We start from the raw sequence: 19335 nt of genomic DNA on the forward strand, positions 1-19335 counted from the left end.
GCACAGTGCGATTTTCCCCTCACCCTGCCCTCTCCCAAAAGGAGAGGGAAAAGCCAAAAATTCTGCCAGATTAGAAATTCACGTTCGCACTGATCCCGCCAACAAACGCATCTTTCACTTCACTCACCGCACCCGGCGCAACCACATATTGCAGGTTCGGACGCAGCTGCAGCCATTTGGTCAGCTGAGCGTTGTAGTAGATTTCATAGTTGTACTCTGAGCCATCCTGAATTGGCAGATAGGTTGGGCTGTTGAAGTCCGTCTCGCCGTTAGCATTATTCTGCTCACGCAGAGAACGCGTGTAAGCGCTGTTAACGTGAATACGCGCCGCACCGACACCAATCTCATCCTGCGGACGCGCATCAAACGGCCCTTTCCAGGTGAAGCTCACCGACTGATAGTTATCGGTTTTCGAGGTTTTGTGGTCGTTCATCACCGCCTGTACGGTAACGCCCAAGCCACGGCTGGCATCGCCGCCTTGTGCCGTCAACTGCTGTTGCAACAGCACGTAGCCGCCGTAAGCATGATCCTGGCTTTGATAGGCGCCATCGCGCCAGCTGCCGTAGTTGTCGCCGTTAGCCGATGAGTAGTAATAACCGATGCGGTAATTACCCGGCAGCTTGTCTGCGCCCAAGGTCGGTTTCCAGCCCAACTCTACCGGCACCATATTGCCTTCAGAGTTGCTGGTATCCAGGCGGAAGCCGTCACCACGATCGTAGTTTGCACTGTTCTGGTTATAGAAACCGACCTGGAAAAATACCTCTGGCGTGATATTCACTTTCAGGCGGCCGCCCCATTGGGAAACCGGCCAGTTGAACCAGCGATCGCCACGCCAGTTACCTGCCTGGCCGCTACCAAACGCCAGGTTCTGGAACTTACTGTCAAAGTTATCGAAATCTTCACCCACGGTCACACGACCCGCTTTCAGGTTCACGGTGTTATCGAACAGACCCTGGCTCAACCAGAACTGGGTCAAGCGCCAGGTTTGGCCGCGTCCGTACACTTCCTGAGGTGATGACAACATGCCAGTACGAGAATCGGCAACCTGATCGGCGATGTTCTGACCATTACGATCGGTAATCGTCACCTGGAATTGCGCGTCCTGCCAGTTGAGCAGTTTTTCCAAGTCGAAGTTAGCGCCAAATGCCCACTGGTCGCTGTAGCGCATGGTGGTGTTGGTATCGGCACCGCCTGCCAGGTTGGAGCCGGTTTCCATGGTGTAGTTAACGTCGAATTTAATGCCGTCGTTTTCCAGCTGCGTTCGGTAACCGCCCCAATCACCAAACATATATGGAGAGTCGTAACTGAAAGCATCAGCGGCCAGCGCAGATGCACTCAGCATCGCAAACATCAGGGTTCCCGCTGCCAGGCGGGGTAAATGCTGCACTGCTTCTTTTCTGTTCATGATGGTTATTCTTATATGAAGTTACTGGAATGGATCGAACAGAGGATAGTGCTGAGGATTTGTCAGTTTTTGCAAATATGTGCGCAGTTAACCTGAGGTTGATAGTGCGTTAGCGCAATTGTGACGCCTGTCTATGATTGAAAATCTTTTGGCGAAAATGGCATTTTTTGTGAGGCAGAGCAGGAAAATGGCGGGACGCCGCAGCGTCCCTGAAAACATTACAGTTTGCTGGCGCTCGCCAGCTCTTCGATCTCTTGCTTGCTGAGTTCCAGCTGAGTAGCTTTCACCAGCTCATCCAGCTGCTCCAGTGAAGTGGCACTGACAATGGGCGCGGTGATGCTTGGGCGCGCAATCTGCCACGCCAGCGCAACCTGCGTCGCCGACACATCGTGCGAGGCGGCGACATCTTCTAATGCTTCAACAATGCGCTTGCCGCGTTCATTCAGATATTTATCTACGATGCCCTGCCCGCGCTTACTTTTGCTGGCATCTTCCGGCTTTTTGTATTTGCCGCTGAGGAAGCCGCTGGCCAGTGAATAGTAGTTGATCACGCCGAGGCCATTTTTCACCGCGACCTGCTCCAGACCGCTTTCGTACTCCTGACGATCGTAGAGATTGTATTCCGGCTGCAGCGTTTCATAGCGCGCCAGGCCGTGCTGCTTGCTCACATCCAGCGCTTCCTGCAGACGTTTCGCGTTGTAGTTTGACGCGCCAATCGCACGCACTTTGCCCTCTTTGATCAGTGAATCGAAGGCTTTCAGCGTGTCCAGCAGCGGCGTGGTTTCATCATCGCGATGCGCCTGATAGAGATCGATAACGTCGGTTTGCAGGCGGCGCAGTGAATCTTCCACCGCCTGACGAATGTAAGCCGGTTTAAGACCGGTTTTCTCTGGCGACAGCTCCATGCCGACTTTAGTAGCCAGCACGATGCTGTCGCGCTTGCCGCTTTTCTTCAGCCATTTACCGATGATGGTTTCCGATTCGCCCCCTTCGTTACCCGGCGCCCAGCGCGAATAAACGTCGGCGGTATCGATGAAGAACAAGCCCTTCTCCACCAGCGCATCAAGCAGTGAAAACGAGGTTTTCTCATCCACCGTCCAGCCAAACACGTTGCCGCCAAAGGTGAGACGGGGAACGTCGATACCGCTGTCGCCAAGCTGGCGGAGTTTCTGTTGACTCATTTTGTTCTCCTTATTCAAACGAGACAGGTCTGCTATTGAGCTTAGCAAAGGAATTCGTCGCGCTTATGCCTATTGCTGGCAGAATATTTACAGAATATGAATACTTACCTTCGCCAGGGCGATATTCTTATTTCCTTCAATTTTTGCCCGATCCGGGCGACTACAATCATTCGTTTGCGTAGTGGCATTTTTATTACGCACCTTGGGAATACGAAACCGCTGGAGAGCACACACCTTGATGAACCGTCGACTCAAAACAAGCTTGCTGGCCGTAGCCGTGATTGCCGTATTGGTTGGCGGATATTACTGGTGGCAACATCCAGCGGAACCGAATAAACAGACGCAGGCTGAAGGTCAGCAGCAGCGTGGACGCGGCGCAAGCGGCAAACGCCCCTTAGCGCCAGTGCAAGCCGCCGCTGCCACAACCAGTAGCGTGCCGTATTTCCTTAGCGGCCTCGGCACCGTCACCGCCGCCAACACCGTCACCGTGCGCAGTCGCGTTGATGGGCAATTGATGGCGCTGCACTTCCAGGAAGGACAACAAGTGGCCGCTGGCGCTTTGCTGGCGGAAATCGATCCGCGTCCTTATCAGGTGGCGTTAACCCAGGCGCAGGGCCAATTGGCAAAAGACCAGGCCACACTCGCCAATGCGCGCCGCGATCTCAGCCGCTATGAGAAACTGGCAAAAACCTCGCTGGTATCGCAGCAGGAACTCGATACACAACGTTCGCTGGTGAGCGAAACGCTTGGCACCATCAAAGCCGATGAAGGTAACGTCGCCAGCGCCCAGCTAAATCTGACTTACAGCCGCATTACCGCGCCAATTGGTGGACGCGTCGGCTTGAAGCAGGTTGATGTCGGCAATTACATCACGTCCGGCGACACCACCGGTTTAGTGGTGATCACCGAAACGCATCCAATTGACGTGGTGTTCAGCGTCGCCGAGAACAACATCAGCCAAATCCTCAAGGCGCAGAAAAGCGGACAGCCGCTGATCGTCGAAGCCTGGGATCGCAGCAATAAAACGCTGCTAACCAGCGGCACGCTGTTGAGTCTCGACAACCAGATTGATGCCACCACTGGCACCATCAAGCTCAAAGCGCGCTTCAGTAACGAAGATGACACGCTGTTCCCGAATCAGTTTGTCAACGCGCGTCTGAAAGTCGATACCTTGCAGGATGCGGTGGTGATCCCGACCGCCGCGCTGCAGATGAGCAACGACGGCCACTTTGTCTGGGTGGTTAACAGCGACAACAAAGTGAGCAAGAAACGCGTTACCGCTGGGTTGCAGGACAGCCAGAAAGTGGTGATCAGCGCGGGCCTTGAAGCAGGCGATCGCGTGGTGACCGACGGGCTGGATCGTCTGACGGAAGGCGCCACCGTTGAAGTGGTGGCACCGCAAAGTGCCGCGACACACAGCACGCGCGCTGCGCAGCCCGCACGCGGAGAGCGTCAATAATGCAGGTGATGCCTCCTGACAGCAGCGGTGGACCTTCGCGCCTGTTTATTCTGCGCCCGGTCGCCACCACGCTGCTGATGATCGCCATTCTGTTAGCTGGCGTGCTCGGCTACCGTTTTCTGCCGGTTTCCGCTCTGCCTGAAGTCGATTATCCAACCATTCAGGTAGTTACGCTCTATCCCGGCGCCAGTCCTGATGTGGTGACTTCATCCATTACCGCGCCGCTGGAACGCCAGTTCGGCCAGATGTCCGGCCTGAAGCAGATGTCGTCGCAGAGTTCGGGCGGCGCTTCCGTGGTGACATTGCAGTTTCAGCTGACGCTGTCACTGGATGTTGCCGAGCAGGAAGTGCAGGCGGCGATCAACTCCGCCACCAACCTGCTGCCTAACGATCTGCCGAATCCGCCGGTGTACAGCAAAGTGAATCCGGCCGATCCGCCAATCATGACGCTCGCCGTTACCACCACCAGCATGCCGCTCACGCAGGTGCAGGACATGGTGGAAACGCGCGTGGCGCAGAAGATTTCCCAGGTTTCGGGCGTGGGTTTGGTGACGCTGTCAGGCGGGCAACGCCCTGCGGTGCGCGTGAAGATGAACACCCAGGCGCTGGCCGCGCTCGGCCTGACCAGCGAATCGGTGCGTACCGCCATTACCAACGCTAACGTCAACTCGGCGAAAGGCAGCCTCGACGGCCCAACGCGCTCGATTACGCTGTCGGCCAACGACCAGATGACCTCGGCGGAAGATTATCGCAAGCTGATCATCAGCTATAACAACGGCGCGCCGGTGCGACTGGGCGATGTCGCCACCATTGAACAAGGTGCCGAGAACAGCTGGCTCGGCGCCTGGGCAAACCGTCAGCAGGCGATTGTGCTCAACGTGCAGCGCCAGCCCGGCGCCAACATCATCGCCACCGCCGATAATATTCGCGCCATGTTGCCTGGATTAACCGCCACGCTGCCGAAATCGGTGGATGTGAAACTGCTTACCGACCGCACCACCAACATCCGCGCTTCAGTCAGTGATACCCAGCACGAACTGATGCTGGCGATGGCTTTGGTGGTGATGATCATCTACCTGTTCCTGCGTAACGTCCCGGCAACCATCATTCCTGCCGTCGCCGTACCGCTGTCGCTGATCGGCACCTTTGCCGCGATGTATTTCCTTGGCTTCTCGGTCAACAATCTGACGCTGATGGCGCTGACCATCGCCACCGGCTTTGTGGTTGATGATGCCATCGTGGTGATCGAGAACATCTCGCGCTATATCGAAAAAGGCGAAAAGCCGCTGACGGCGGCGCTGAAAGGCGCGGGCGAGATTGGCTTCACCATTATCTCCCTCACCTTCTCGCTGATTGCTGTGCTAATCCCGCTGCTGTTTATGGGCGATGTGATTGGCCGCCTGTTTCGCGAATTCGCCGTGACGCTGGCGGTGGCGATTTTGATTTCCGCCGTGGTGTCGCTGACGCTGACGCCGATGATGTGCGCGCGCATGTTAAGCGCCGAATCGCTGCGCAAGCAGAACCGCTTCTCGCGCGCCAGCGAAGCGATGTTTGACCGCGTTATTGCCAGCTACGGACGCGGCTTAACGCGCGTGCTGCTGCATCCGTGGATCACCTTGTCGGTGGCGCTCAGCACCTTGCTGATCACCGTGTTGCTGTGGATCGTCATCCCCAAAGGCTTCTTCCCGCAGCAGGATAACAGCATTATTCAGGGTACCTTGCAGGCACCGCAGTCGGTTTCCTACGCCAACATGGCGGAGCGCACGCGCGATGTCGCGTCGATCATCATGAAAGATCCGGCGGTGCAGAGCATGACCTCGTTTGTCGGCGTCGATGGCACCAACGCCGCGCTCAACAGCGCTCGCCTGCAAATCAACCTCAAGCCGCTGAATGAACGTGACGATCGCATTCCGGCGGTGCAGCAGCGCCTGCAACAGGCGCTAGCCAAAGTGCCAGGCATTTCACTGTGGCTACAACCGGTGCAGGATTTGACCATTGATACCCAAGCCAGCCGCACGCCGTACCAGTTCACGCTGCAATCCGGCTCGCTCGAGTCGCTGAGTTTGTGGGTGCCGAAACTGCTGGAGCAGCTGAATACGCTGCCACAGCTGCGTGACGTCAGCAGCGACTGGCAGGATCAAGGACTGGAAGCCTTTGTGCGCGTCGATCGTGACAGCGCCAGCCGGCTGGGCATCAGCATGGCCGATGTGGATAACGCGCTGTATAACGCCTTTGGTCAGCGGCTGATCTCCACCATTTACACCCAGGCCAACCAATATCGCGTGGTGCTGGAACAGAACAGCGATGCCACGCCGGGGCTGGCGAGCCTCGACGGCATTCGTCTGACCAGCAGTGACGGCGGCAGCGTGCCGCTTAGCGCCATCGCACAAATTGAGGAGCGCCACGCCGCGCTCAGCATCAACCATCTCGATCAGTTCCCGTCGGCAACCTTCTCGTTCGATGTCGCTGACGGCTATTCGCTGGGCGATGCGGTGAAAGCGGTGAGCGCGGCGGAAGATCAGGTGGGCATGCCCGCCGAGATGATGACGCAGTTCCAGGGCAGCACGCTGGCCTTCGAAGCCGCGTTGTCCAGTACCGTGTGGCTGATCGTGGCGGCGGTGGTGGCGATGTATATCGTGCTCGGCGTGCTGTATGAGAGCTTTATCCACCCGATCACCATTCTCTCGACGCTGCCCACCGCTGGTGTGGGTGCGCTGCTGGCGCTGATGCTGAGCGGCAACGAGCTGGATATCATCGGCATCATCGGCATTATCTTGCTGATCGGTATCGTGAAGAAAAACGCCATCATGATGATCGACTTCGCGCTGGCCGCGGAGCGTGAACAAGGCATGCCGCCGCGCGAGGCGATTTATCAGGCATGCTTGCTGCGTTTCCGTCCGATTCTGATGACGACATTGGCGGCGCTGCTCGGTGCGCTGCCGCTGATGCTGAGCACCGGCGTCGGCGCAGAGCTGCGCCATCCGCTGGGGATCGCCATGGTCGGCGGCTTAGTGGTAAGTCAGGTGCTGACGCTGTTCACTACGCCGGTGATCTATCTGCTGTTTGATCGTCTGTCGCACGCTACGCGCCGTCGCTTTAAACGCTCGGAGGCGCAGTCGTGAAGTTCTTCGCGCTGTTTATCCATCGCCCGGTCGCCACCACGTTGCTGACGCTGGCGATTGCGCTGGCCGGCATTCTCGGCTTCCGTCTGCTGCCGGTGGCGCCGCTGCCGCAGCTCGATTTCCCGGTGATTTTGGTCTCGGCTTCGCTGCCCGGCGCATCGCCGGAAACCATGGCGGCCTCGGTGGCAACGCCGCTCGAGCGCTCGCTGGGGCGCATCGCCGGCGTCAGTGAAATGACCTCCACCAGCTCACTGGGCAGCACGCGCATCATTCTGGTGTTCGATTTTGATCGCGACATCAACGGTGCGGCGCGCGATGTCCAGGCGGCAATCAACGCGGCACAAAGCCTGCTGCCAACCGGTATGCCAAGCCGTCCCAGCTACCGCAAAGCCAATCCTTCCGATGCGCCGATCATGATTTTGACGCTGACCTCGGACATTTATAATCCCGGTCAGCTGTATGATTACGCCTCAACGCAGCTGGCGCAGAAGCTGTCACAAATTGAAGGCGTAGGCGATGTGACGGTCGGCGGCAGCTCGTTGCCTGCGGTGCGCGTCGAACTCAACCCGCAGGCGCTGTTCAATCAAGGCGTGTCGCTGGATGCGGTGCGCACCGCCATCAGCAACGCCAACCAACGCCGTCCGCAGGGCGCGATTGATGATGTGCAGCAGCGCTGGCAGTTACGCACCAACGGAGAATTGCAAACCGCCAGCGAATATCAGCCGCTGGTGGTGCATTACAACAACGGTGCGGCGGTGCGCCTCAGCGATGTCGCTAACGTGCAGGATTCGGTGCAGGACGTACGCAACGCCGGGATGACCAACGGCAAAGCGGCGGTGCTGCTGGTGGTGCGCAAATCGCCGGAAGCCAACATCATCGATACCGTTGATCGCATTCGTGGCGAATTGCCGGAACTGCATGACGTGATCCCCGCCGCCATCGATCTGCAAATTGCACAGGATCGCTCGCCCACCATTCGCGCCTCGCTGCATGAAGTGGAACAATCGCTGATCATCGCCGTCGCGCTGGTGATTCTGGTGGTGTTTGCCTTCCTGCGCGACTGGCGCGCGACGCTGATCCCCGCCGCTGCGGTGCCGGTTTCGCTGATTGGCACCTTTGCCGCCATGTATCTGTGCGGTTTCAGTCTGAATAACCTGTCGCTGATGGCGTTAACCATCGCCACCGGTTTTGTTGTCGATGACGCGATTGTGGTGCTGGAGAACATTGCGCGCCACGTCGAAGCGGGCATGAAGCCGCTGCAGGCGGCGCTGACCGGCGTGCGCGAAGTCGGTTTTACCGTGCTGTCGATGAGCCTGTCGCTGATTGCCGTGTTCCTGCCGCTGCTGATGATTGGCGGCATCATTGGCCGCTTCTTCTCAGAGTTTGCCATCACGTTGTCGGTGGCGATTCTGATCTCGCTGTTTATCTCGGTCACGCTGACGCCGATGATGTGCGCTTATCTGCTCAAGCCGCAGGTCAAGCGTAGCCAGCCACGCACGCGCGGTTTCGGCAAGCTGCTGATGAAGGTGCAAAACGGCTACGCGCGCTCACTAGGTTGGGTGCTGAACCACGCTATTTGGGTGCTGATGCTGCTGCTCGGCACCGTGGCTCTTACGGTTTGGCTGTTCATCTCGATACCGAAAACCTTTATGCCGGAGCAGGATACCGGCCGCTTACAAGGGTTTATCTCGGCGGACCAGAGCATTTCGTTCCAGGCGATGCGCGGCAAGCTGCAGGATTTCATGAACATCATCAAAGCCGATCCGGCGGTGGATAACGTCACCGGCTTTACCGGCGGTTCGCGCACCAATAGCGGCTCGATGTTCGTCTCGCTCAAACCGCTCTCCGAGCGCAGCGAAAGCGCGCAGCAAGTGATCGCCCGGCTGCGTATCAAGCTGGCAAAAGAGCCGGGCGCCAATCTCTATCTCAACGCGGTACAGGACATTCGCATTGGCGGACGTGAATCCAACGCCAGCTATCAATACAGTTTGCTGTCGGACAACCTGAATGATTTGCGCGAATGGGAGCCGAAAATCCGTCAGGCGTTTGCCGCCCTGCCCGAGCTGGCGGACGTCAACTCGGATCAGCAGGACAACGGCAGCGAAATGAATCTGACCTACGATCGTGAAAGCATGGCGCGGCTCGGCATCGATGTGTCTGCCGCTAACGCGCTGCTGAATAACGCCTTTGGTCAGCGCCAGATCTCCACCATTTATCAGCCGCTCAATCAGTACAAAGTGGTGATGGAAGTCGATCCGCGTTACACCCAGGACATCAGTTCACTCGATCAGATGTTTGTGATTAACAGCGACGGCAAAGCGATTCCGCTGAGCTGGTTTGCCAAGTGGCAACCGGCCAACGCGCCGCTGTCGGTGAACCATGAAGGCTTGTCGGCGGCGTCCACCATTTCGTTCAACCTGCCGGAAGGCGTGTCGCTGTCGCAGGCGTCTGAAGCCATCGATCGCACCATCACCGCGCTTGGCGTGCCCTCCAGCGTGCGCGGCAGTTTTGCCGGCACCGCGCAGGTGTTCCAGCAGTCGCAATCCAACCAGCTCTACCTGATGCTGGCAGCGATTGCGGCGGTGTATATCGTGCTCGGCATTCTGTATGAGAGCTACGTGCATCCGCTGACCATTCTCTCCACGCTGCCGTCGGCGGGCGTCGGCGCGCTGCTGGCGCTGGAGCTGTTCAACACGCCGTTCAGCCTGATTGCGCTGATCGGCATTCTGCTGCTGATCGGTATCGTGAAGAAAAACGCCATCATGATGGTCGACTTTGCGCTGGATGCCGAGCGCAACGGCAATCTGTCGCCGCGCGACGCGATCTTCCAGGCGTGCCAACTGCGCTTCCGCCCGATTCTGATGACCACGCTCGCCGCGCTGTTTGGCGCGCTGCCGTTGGTATTGACCAGCGGTGACGGCGCAGAACTGCGTCAGCCACTCGGCATCACCATCGCCGGGGGTTTGGTGATGAGCCAGCTGCTGACGCTTTACACCACGCCGGTGGTCTATTTGATGATGGATAAGCTGCGGCGGCGTAAGAAAAAAGTGTTGGTGGCGGGTTAAGGGAGGTCGCCATGAATGGCGCCCCTACCCACCCAGCATTCGTAGGGTCACCATTTAGGGTGACCGTATAGCAGAGGAGATTCAGTGAACACGCAAAACGCCACCGTGCGCTGGCAGCTGTGGATCGTCGCGTTTGGCTTCTTTATGCAGGCGCTGGATACCACCATCGTTAACACTGCGATCCCCTCGATGGCGCGCGATCTCAACGTCAGTCCGCTGAATATGCACTCGGTGATCGTTTCCTATGTGCTGACCGTGGCGATTACGCTGCCAATCAGCGGCTGGCTGGCGGACCGATTTGGCGTGCGCAATATCTTCTTCTGCGCCATTGTGCTGTTCAGCATCGGCTCGCTGCTGTGCGCCTTCTCCACCACGCTGGATGAGCTGATTATGGCGCGCGTGGTGCAAGGCATTGGCGGTGCGATGATGGTGCCGGTTGGCCGTTTAACGGTGATGAAAATCGTGCCGCGCGAGCAATATATGTCGGCGATGACTTTCGTCACCACGCCGGGACAAATTGGTCCGCTGCTCGGCCCGGCGCTCGGCGGGATTCTGGTACAGTACGCCAGTTGGCACTGGATCTTCCTGATCAACATTCCGGTTGGCATTATTGGCGCGATTGCCACGCTAACGCTGATGCCCAATTACACCATGCAGACGCGACGCTTCGATTTTCTCGGCTTTGTGCTGCTGGCTGTTGGCATGGCGACTTTAACGCTGGCGCTGGATGGCCAGCGCAGCTCCGGCGGATCGCCGCTGTTGCTCGGCTTACTGATTCTGGTAGGCGTGTTTTCGCTGCTGTTCTACCTGATGCACGGCCGCAACAACGATAACGCGCTGTTCAGTCTGAAATTATTTGATAACCGCATCTATTCGATTGGCCTGATCGGCAGTTTTACCGGCCGCATCGGTAGCGGCATGCTGCCGTTTATGACGCCAATTTTCCTGCAGGTCGGCCTCGGCTACAGCCCGTTTCACGCCGGATTGATGATGATTCCAATGGTGCTCGGCAACATGGGCACCAAACGCGTGGTGGTGCGCATCGTCAACCTGTTTGGTTATCGCCATGCGTTAGTCGGCGCGACGATCGCGCTGGCGCTGGTGGTGCTGCTGTTCCCGCTGGTGGCGCTGCTCGGCTGGATCTGGCTGCTGCCGGTGGTGCTGTTGCTGCAAGGCATGGTGAATGCCATCCGCTTCTCCTCGATGAACACCTTGACGCTAAAGGAACTGCCGGACGATCTGGCTTCGAGCGGCAACTCGTTGTTATCGATGATCATGCAGCTGTCGATGAGTATTGGCGTCACCGTGGCCGGTTTGCTGCTGGGCGCATTCGGTCACGGCGTGGTGACCGACAGCGCGGCGGCCCATCAAACCTTTATTTACACCTATCTGTGCATGGCGCTGGCGATAGCGCTGCCGGCGTTTGTATTTTGGCGCGTACCGAAGGATGTCAGTAAAAACGTTGACCTTAGAGGCAGGAGCAAAGGATGAAACGACCGGTAAAATGGGGCATTGGCGCCAAACTGTTTGCGGCGATTTTTTCCACCTGCATGCTGGTGATCATCACCATGCATTGGGGCGTGCGGCTCAGCTTTGAGCACGGCTTTGTGGACTACATCAAAAAAGGCAACGAACAGCGCTTAACCCTGCTGAGCGATGCGCTGGCCGATCAGTATGAGCAGCACGGTAGCTGGGATTTTCTGCGTACCAATGACAAGCTGATTTTTTCTATCTTGCGCTCGCTGGAGCAGAATCCTGGCAGCGTTAACCAGCTACCGCCGCACGGCTGGCGCACGCAGTTCTGGATTATCGATCAGCAGTACAAAGTGCTGTCAGGGCCGCGTCAGCCAGTGCCGCCGGAAGGCACCCGACGCAATATCACCACCAGCAACGGCAAGATTGTTGGCTGGGTGATTGCCTCACCGGCCGAACGTCTGACGCGCAGCACCGACATCAACTTTGATCAGCAGCAGCGACGCACCAGCTGGATGATCGTGGCGTTAACCGGTTTACTCGCTGCGTTGGTCACCTGGCTGTTGGCGCGCGGTTTACTGGCACCGGTGAAACGACTGGTAGATGGTACGCACCATCTGGCGGCGGGCAATTTCGCAACTCGCGTGGAAGTCGGCAGCAGCGATGAACTCGGTCAACTGGGCCGCGACTTCAACCTGCTTGCCAGCTCGCTGGAAAAGAATGAAAGCAACCGCCGCGCCTTTATGGCCGACATCTCCCATGAACTGCGCACGCCGCTGGCGATTCTGCGCGGTGAGCTGGAAGCGATGCAGGATGGCGTACGCAAGCTGACGCCGGAAGCCATCAGCTCGCTACAAAGCGAAGTGGTGGTGCTGACCAAACTGGTCGACGACTTGCATCAGCTGTCGCTGTCCGATGCGGGCGCCCTCGCCTATCGCAAACAGCCGGTTGATTTGGTTAATCTGCTGGAAGTGGTGGCTGGCAGCTTCGGCGAACGTTATCGCAGCCGCGGCTTATCGCTGAATCTGGCATTGCCCGCGCAGGCCGAGAGCTTTGGCGATCCCGATCGTCTGATGCAGCTGTTCACCAATTTGCTGGAAAACAGCCTGCGTTATACCGACAGCGGCGGCGCGGTGCAGCTCTCGATGGCGCTGGCGGGTGAAAACTGGCAGCTGAAGTTTGCGGATAGCGCGCCGGGCGTCGATCCGGCCCATCAGGCACAATTATTTGAACGATTTTTCCGCGCGGAAAGTTCGCGTAATCGCGCCAGCGGCGGCTCGGGGCTTGGCCTGGCGATCTGTAAAAACATCGTGGAAGCGCATGACGGCAGCATCAGTGCGGATCACTCTGATTTAGGTGGACTGCAAATCACGCTAAACTTGCCGTATGTTCCTCACTAGACGTCCCATATGAGCCCGGAAAATAGCGATCCTCTGATCCTTGTTGTAGAAGATGAACCCAAACTGGCGCAGCTGATGATTGATTATCTGCAGGCATCCAACTATCGCACGCACCACATTGCCGACGGTAACGAGGTGTTGAGCTACGTACAGCAAACACCGCCGGATCTGATGCTGCTGGATTTGATGCTGCCCGGCCGCGATGGCTTAACGCTGTGCCGCGAAATTCGCCGCTTCTCCGAGTTGCCGATCATCATGGTGACCGCGCGTACCGAAGAGATTGATCGCCTGCTGGGGCTGGAAATCGGTGCCGATGACTATATCTGCAAGCCGTTCAGCCCGCGTGAAGTGGTGGCGCGCGTCAAAACCATTTTGCGCCGCGTCAAACGTTCACCGGAAGAAGCGCAGCAGGAATCGCATCTGCATATTGATGAGAGCCGCTTTCAGGCCAGCTGGCGTGAACAGCAGCTGGAGCTGACGCCTGCGGAGTTTCGTCTGCTGAAAACGCTGGCGCTGGAGCCGGGAAAAGTGTTCTCGCGCGAGCAGTTGCTCAATCATCTCTACGACGATTACCGCGTGGTCACCGATCGCACCATCGACAGCCACATCAAAAACCTGCGCCGCAAGCTGGAAAGCCTCGATGCGGAACAGCCGTTTATCCGAGCCGTATACGGCATGGGCTATCGCTGGGAAGCGGACGTCTGCCGCTTGCTGTAACCTGCAGCGGCTTACGTTGATCAAGGTCAATTTACATCGGGTGCGGGCCTGCCTACAATTCCCCACCTTTTGCAGGGCCGTATAATGCGGCCGCTGCACCTGCCATCCGCGATGGCATGCTGACCTGACATCAGTGAGAAAATCCATGTTAAAACCTGAACTGCTTTCTCCAGCGGGATCGCTGAAGAATATGCGCTATGCCTTTGCCTACGGCGCTGACGCCGTCTATGCCGGCCAACCGCGCTACAGCCTGCGCGTACGCAATAACGAATTCACCCACGAAATTCTGGCCAAGGGCATCAATGAAGCCCATGAACTGGGTAAGAAATTCTACGTGGTGGTCAACATCGCCCCGCACAACGCCAAACTGAAAACCTTTATCCGCGATTTGACGCCGGTGGTGGCGATGCAGCCGGACGCGCTGATCATGTCCGATCCCGGCTTGATTATGCTGGTGCGTGAAGCCTTCCCGCAGATGCCAATTCACCTGTCGGTGCAGGCCAACGCGGTTAACTGGGCGACGGTGAAATTCTGGCAGCAAATGGGGCTGACGCGCGTGATTCTGTCGCGTGAGCTGTCGCTGGATGAGATCGCCGAAATCCGCCAGCAGGTACCGGAAATGGAGATTGAAATCTTCGTGCACGGCGCGCTGTGCATGGCCTATTCCGGCCGCTGCCTGCTCTCCGGCTATCTTAACAAACGCGATCCTAATCAAGGGACCTGCACCAACGCCTGCCGCTGGGAATATAAAGTGGAAGAAGGCAAGCAGGACGAGGTTGGCAATATTGTCGGTTTCCATGAGCCGGTTAAGGTGCAAGAACCTACGCTCGGCGTTGGTGCGACCACTGACCGCGTGTTCCTGCTGGAAGAGAAGATGAAACCGGGTGACGTGATGAGTGCCTTTGAGGACGAACACGGCACCTACATCATGAACTCAAAAGATCTGCGCGCGGTGGCGCACGTTGAACGTCTGAGCCAAATGGGCGTGCATTCGCTGAAAATTGAAGGTCGCACCAAATCCTTCTACTACTGCGCGCGCACCGCGCAGGTTTATCGTCGCGCCATTGACGATGCCGCAGCCGGCAAACCGTTCGACCCGGCACTGCTGGAGACGCTGGAAGGCCTGGCGCATCGCGGTTACACCGAAGGTTTCCTGCGTCGTCATACCCATGATAGCTATCAGAACTACGAGCAAGGTTTCTCCATCTCCGAGCGCCAGCAGTTTGTCGGTGAATTCACCGGCGAACGTCGCGGCGACTGGGCGCAGATTGCGGTGAAGAACAAGTTTATGCTCGGGGATGCTGTCGAGATCATGACGCCTGAAGGCAACCTCAATTGCACGCTCGAAACCATGCAGAACGATAAAGGATCGGCGGTAGACGTGGCGCCAGGCGATGGGCATCGCGTGTGGATCCCGGTACCGGAATCGGTCAACCTCGCCTTTGCCCTGCTGCTACGTAACTTCACCGATGGCAACAGCACCTACGATCCACACGGGAAAAATCGCACGTAATGAAAAGATTTCGGCGAAGTTAGATTAGGATCACAGACCACCTCTTCGCCTCGCTTTAGAATCCCGCCTGCTGCTAACGAGTAAGAATAAAAGCAGGTAGTACCAGGAACCACCTCATTCACCCGCCCGGCTCCCCCGTGCGGGTTTTCTTTTTTTCGTCTCCCGCCGATAAAGTTCTCTCCCCAGCTATGCTATAACCAGTGCTCTGTCTCTCGCATCAAGGAACTGATAATGCAAAACAAACCGCTGACGCTGCTGATCCTCAATGGGAAAGGCGCAGGTAATGAAGATTTGCGCGCTGCGGTGAATACGCTGCGTGATGAAGGCTTTAATCTGGCGGTGCGCGTCACCTGGGAAAAGGGTGATGGCGATCGTTATGTACAAGAAGCGGTCGCTTTGCAGGCAGAAACCGTGGTGGCGGGAGGCGGCGATGGCACCATCAATGAAATCGCGACCGCGTTAGCGAGATTGCCAGAGCAACAACGTCCAGCGCTGGGCATTTTACCGCTCGGCACCGCCAATGATTTCGCCACCAGCGTCGGTATTCCCGAAGGCATGGAACCGGCTTTACGCTTAGCGCTGGTGGGAAAAGCCACGGCGATCGATTTGGCGCGCGTGAATGGCGATCGCTACTTTATCAATATGGCGACCGGCGGATTTGGCACCCGCATCACCACCGAAACGCCTGAAAAGCTGAAATCGGCGCTGGGTGGCGTGTCGTACTTTATTCATGGGTTGATGCGTGTCGATGCGCTGAAGCCTGACAGCTGTGAAATCAGCGGCCCTGGCTTTAACTGGCAAGGCGATGCGCTGGTGATTGGCATTGGCAATGGACGTCAGGCCGGTGGCGGACAAAAGCTCTGCCCGGATGCGCTGATCAATGATGGACAGCTCAACCTCAGCATCGTCACCGCGCAAGAGCTGCTGCCCACGTTGCTGCATTCCCTGACGCGTGACGATGAAAATCCGAATATCGTCACCGCGCAGTTGCAGTCACTCACCATCCGCTCACCGCATGAGATGACGTTTAATCTGGATGGTGAACCGCTGACGGGAAGTGAGTTTGAGATTGAAGTGATGGCGGGCGCACTGAGCTGCCGCTTGCCGCCGCAGTGCCCATTATTAGCGTGATTTTTCGCGGGTCGCCAATCATGGCGACCCAGTCGCTGATTTAGACTTTCATCCAGCGGCGTTCCAACGCGGAAACCGCTACCGCTTCCAGCACCTTCTGCACCTGCAATCCTTCGGCGAAATCTGGCCACATGCGATCGCCAGCGGCAATGCCATTGATCAAATCGCGGATCTCGACGGTTTTCTGATCGTTAAAACCGATGCCGTGTCCGGCAGAGACGCAGAAATTGGCGTAATCCGGATGTGCCGGACCGGTCAAAATGGTTTTGAAACCCTGACGTCCTGCCGGTTCATCGTGGATGTACAGCTCCAGCTCGGCCATACGTTCCTGGGTATAACGCAGCGTGCCTTTGGTGCCGGTGACCACATAAGTCAGACCCATTTTGCTGCCGCAGGCGATACGCGAGGTTTCAAACACGCCGTGCGCCCCGTTTTTAAAGCGCAGCAAGGCACTGGCCTGATCTTCATTTTCCACCGGCAGCAGGCGCGACTTGTCCTTCGGGTCCGGACGCTCTTTAATCACCGTCATCATATCGCCGCTGACTTCTTCAATATCACCGACCAGATAGTGCGCCATATTCACAATATGTGCAGCGAGGTCGCCTAACGCGCCTAATCCCGCCAGCGCTTTCTGGCAGTGCCAGTCGAGTGGGGTTTCTGGGCGTGCCAGATAATCTTCGTTGTGCGTGCCGTAGAAATGCACCACGTCGCCGATTTCACCGCGAGCGATAATCTCGCGTGCCAGCTGGCTGGTCGGGTTTTTCATGTAGTTGAAACCGACCAGCGTTTTCACGCCCGCCTGCTGCGCCGCTTGCACCATCTCTTCCGCATCGGCCACTGACAGCGATAACGGTTTCTCGGAGTAAACGTGCTTGCCGTTACGAATCGCTTCCAGCGCCATCTCTTTGTGCAGGAAGTTTGGCGCACAGATATCAACCACATCGATGTTTGGATCGCGTACCAGCTCACGCCAGTCGCCAGTAGAACGTGCAAAGCCAAAGGTTGCCGCCTGTTTCGCCGCCAGCTCTGGATTTACCTCCGCCAGCATCTCACGCACGATCTCGCCTTTCAGGGCAAAAACCGTGGGGGCCTGAGCGTAGGCAATCGCGTGACAACGACCGATGTAACCACTGCCAATCATACCGATTCTGACTTTGTTCATGACTAATCCTGCATTCGGGTAAGCGTTGATGTGGAATATATGTTTCGCTTTTTGCCCCGACAACGGTGAAATGAAATATCTGTGATCATGCATGCGAGGTATCTGACAAAATCGACAAATCAGAATGTAATTTTGCATAGAGTTAGTGATCATCGTCACAAAATGGATTCTGTCAGCCGTGATTCTGCTGCTCTGAGTTCGCTTATAGCGTGCAATTGACGCTTTATTCAGCAGTCAGAACGAATTGTGAAAAAGAGTTTTGACAAGGCGAGGTCCGCTCGATAATATGCGCCCCGTTCAAACGATTCCTCTGTAGTTCAGTCGGTAGAACGGCGGACTGTTAATCCGTATGTCACTGGTTCGAGTCCAGTCAGAGGAGCCAAATTTTTGAAAAGAGCAGCCTATAAGGCTGCTTTTTTTATGTCTGCGATTTGGGTGCTGTTTTTCCCCTCACCCTAGCCCTCTCCCAGCGGGAGAGGGAACACTCCGCTGCACCATGCCTTTATGCACTCGCCGATCGGCTCCCTCTCCTTTGGGAGAGGGTTGGGGTGAGGGAAACAATACGCTCTGTGATTCTGTTCACAACTCTTTAACGCCGACTTGTATGGTAGTATTTGTGCGCGTATTTTTTCATCATTGCATTCCCGTTGGAGTAGATGATGAAAAGTGTAGTGATTGAGCAACCGGGTGAACTGGTATTGGCAGAGCGTCCGCTGCCGCAACCCGCTGCAGGTGAAGTACGCGTGAAGGTGCAATTTGCCAGCATCTGCGGTTCCGATGTGCATATCTGGCACGGTCACAATCCTTTCGCCAAATATCCGCGCGTCATTGGTCACGAATTTTTTGGCCTGATCGATGCAGTCGGCGCTGACGTTGCCGCCAGCCGCATTGGCGAGCGCGTAGCGGTCGATCCGGTTGTCAGCTGCGGTCACTGCTATCCCTGCTCCATTGGTCGCCCAAACGTCTGCAAAGCGTTGCAGGTGATTGGCGTGCACCGCGACGGCGGCTTTAGCGAATATGCCGTCGCACCGGCTAAAAACGCCTTTCGCCTGCCGGATAGCATTCCCGACAAACTTGCCAGCATGGTCGAACCTTTCACCATCGCGGCCAATATCACCGCCTTCCTCAAACCACAGCCAAACGATGTGGCGCTGATCTACGGCGCCGGTCCCATGGGCCTCACCGCCATTCAGGTGCTGAAAGGCGTGTATGGCGTTGAACAGGTCTTGGTGGTTGATCGTCTGCCGGAACGTCTGGCGCTGGCGCAGGAAAACGGTGCCGATCAGGTGTTCAACAACAGCGAGATTCCATTAGCCGCGCAGCTGGAAGGCGTGCAGCCAACGCTGATTATTGATGCCGCCTGCCATCCGACGATTCTGGCCGAAGCCGCTGCCCTCGCCTCACCTGCAGCGCGTATCGGCCTGCTGGGCTTCTCTGGCGAGCCGTGCAGCATTACGCAGCAAAGTCTCACCAGTAAAGAGCTGTCGCTGTTCACCTCGCGCCTCAACAGCAATCGCTTCCCGCAGGTGATTGAGTGGATTGAGCAAGGCCAGATCCAGCCGGAGAAACTGGTGACGCACTATTTCTCGCTGGCCGAGGTGGAGCAAGCCATGACGCTGTTCGAAAAAGATCCCCGCACCTGCTGCAAAGTGATCCTACAAATGGGTTAAGTTAACCCGCACACCAGGTGTCCCCATGCCGGTCCCT

The 19335-nt window shown here is 57.2% G+C and carries 12 protein-coding genes and 1 tRNA gene; 10 read left to right on the top strand and 3 right to left on the bottom strand.

Annotation, left to right across the window (positions count from 1 at the left end; all coding sequences use genetic code 11):
* Window positions 1-70: 70 nt before the first annotated feature.
* Window positions 71-1405: a carbohydrate porin gene (locus AC6I8A_RS12895; protein ID WP_497818620.1), complete on the bottom strand. Its 1335-nt coding sequence runs from the start codon at window positions 1403-1405 to the stop codon at window positions 71-73.
* A gap of 218 nt (window positions 1406-1623) precedes the next feature.
* Window positions 1624-2586: an aldo/keto reductase gene (locus AC6I8A_RS12900; RefSeq protein WP_312180281.1), complete on the bottom strand. Its 963-nt coding sequence runs from the start codon at window positions 2584-2586 to the stop codon at window positions 1624-1626.
* A 238-nt stretch (window positions 2587-2824) separates the two neighbouring features.
* On the opposite strand from AC6I8A_RS12900, the gene AC6I8A_RS12905 reads away from it, so the two are divergent.
* From AC6I8A_RS12905 to yegS, 8 genes are all read left to right on the top strand, one after another.
* Window positions 2825-4045, top strand: coding sequence for an MdtA/MuxA family multidrug efflux RND transporter periplasmic adaptor subunit (locus AC6I8A_RS12905; protein WP_497818621.1), 1221 nt, complete (start codon window positions 2825-2827; stop codon window positions 4043-4045).
* Window positions 4045-7167, top strand: coding sequence for an MdtB/MuxB family multidrug efflux RND transporter permease subunit (locus AC6I8A_RS12910; protein ID WP_479485961.1), 3123 nt, complete (start codon window positions 4045-4047; stop codon window positions 7165-7167). The genes AC6I8A_RS12905 and AC6I8A_RS12910 overlap by 1 nt, the downstream gene beginning before the upstream one ends.
* Window positions 7164-10232, top strand: coding sequence for a multidrug efflux RND transporter permease subunit MdtC (gene mdtC, locus AC6I8A_RS12915; RefSeq protein WP_293793005.1), 3069 nt, complete (start codon window positions 7164-7166; stop codon window positions 10230-10232). The genes AC6I8A_RS12910 and mdtC overlap by 4 nt, the downstream gene beginning before the upstream one ends.
* 84 nt (window positions 10233-10316) lie before the next feature.
* A complete protein-coding gene (mdtD, locus tag AC6I8A_RS12920; RefSeq protein WP_497818622.1) occupies window positions 10317-11723 on the top strand; it encodes a multidrug transporter subunit MdtD in 1407 nt (468 codons plus the stop codon).
* Window positions 11720-13105: an envelope stress sensor histidine kinase BaeS gene (baeS, locus tag AC6I8A_RS12925; protein WP_256696882.1), complete on the top strand. Its 1386-nt coding sequence runs from the start codon at window positions 11720-11722 to the stop codon at window positions 13103-13105. Before mdtD ends, baeS begins: the two co-directional genes overlap by 4 nt.
* Window positions 13106-13114: 9 nt before the next feature.
* The gene (gene baeR / locus AC6I8A_RS12930; RefSeq protein ID WP_008104910.1) at window positions 13115-13822 is read left to right on the top strand and encodes an envelope stress response regulator BaeR; all 708 of its coding nucleotides are present in this window, start codon (window positions 13115-13117) and stop codon (window positions 13820-13822) included.
* A gap of 145 nt (window positions 13823-13967) precedes the next feature.
* Window positions 13968-15335, top strand: a complete 1368-nt coding sequence (gene trhP / locus AC6I8A_RS12935; RefSeq protein WP_293792999.1) for a prephenate-dependent tRNA uridine(34) hydroxylase TrhP — start codon at window positions 13968-13970, stop codon at window positions 15333-15335.
* A 231-nt stretch (window positions 15336-15566) separates the two neighbouring features.
* Window positions 15567-16466, top strand: coding sequence for a lipid kinase YegS (gene yegS / locus AC6I8A_RS12940; RefSeq protein ID WP_265302314.1), 900 nt, complete (start codon window positions 15567-15569; stop codon window positions 16464-16466).
* Window positions 16467-16506: 40 nt separating this feature from the next.
* Here the strand turns inward: yegS and AC6I8A_RS12945 are convergent, their stop codons facing one another.
* Window positions 16507-17628: a Gfo/Idh/MocA family protein gene (locus AC6I8A_RS12945; protein WP_497818623.1), complete on the bottom strand. Its 1122-nt coding sequence runs from the start codon at window positions 17626-17628 to the stop codon at window positions 16507-16509.
* 306 nt (window positions 17629-17934) lie between these two features.
* Here AC6I8A_RS12945 and AC6I8A_RS12950 point away from each other — a divergent pair.
* Window positions 17935-18010: transfer RNA gene (locus AC6I8A_RS12950), tRNA-Asn, on the top strand.
* Between the two features lie 277 nt (window positions 18011-18287).
* A complete protein-coding gene (locus AC6I8A_RS12955; protein WP_436332704.1) occupies window positions 18288-19298 on the top strand; it encodes a Zn-dependent oxidoreductase in 1011 nt (336 codons plus the stop codon).
* Window positions 19299-19335 lie beyond the last annotated feature (37 nt).

It is taken from the genome of Pantoea sp. X-Soil-ISGK-275 (assembly GCF_059730795.1).

Coding starts and splice junctions, on each gene's coding strand:
- trhP (WP_293792999.1), top strand. CDS start 13,968: ATGTTAAAACCTGAACTGCTTTCTCCAGCGGGATCGCTGAAGAATATG.
- yegS (WP_265302314.1), top strand. CDS start 15,567: ATGCAAAACAAACCGCTGACGCTGCTGATCCTCAATGGGAAAGGCGCA.
- AC6I8A_RS12910 (WP_479485961.1), top strand. CDS start 4,045: ATGCAGGTGATGCCTCCTGACAGCAGCGGTGGACCTTCGCGCCTGTTT.
- AC6I8A_RS12900 (WP_312180281.1), bottom strand. CDS start 2,586: ATGAGTCAACAGAAACTCCGCCAGCTTGGCGACAGCGGTATCGACGTT.
- baeR (WP_008104910.1), top strand. CDS start 13,115: ATGAGCCCGGAAAATAGCGATCCTCTGATCCTTGTTGTAGAAGATGAA.
- AC6I8A_RS12905 (WP_497818621.1), top strand. CDS start 2,825: ATGAACCGTCGACTCAAAACAAGCTTGCTGGCCGTAGCCGTGATTGCC.
- AC6I8A_RS12895 (WP_497818620.1), bottom strand. CDS start 1,405: ATGAACAGAAAAGAAGCAGTGCAGCATTTACCCCGCCTGGCAGCGGGA.
- AC6I8A_RS12945 (WP_497818623.1), bottom strand. CDS start 17,628: ATGAACAAAGTCAGAATCGGTATGATTGGCAGTGGTTACATCGGTCGT.
- baeS (WP_256696882.1), top strand. CDS start 11,720: ATGAAACGACCGGTAAAATGGGGCATTGGCGCCAAACTGTTTGCGGCG.
- AC6I8A_RS12955 (WP_436332704.1), top strand. CDS start 18,288: ATGAAAAGTGTAGTGATTGAGCAACCGGGTGAACTGGTATTGGCAGAG.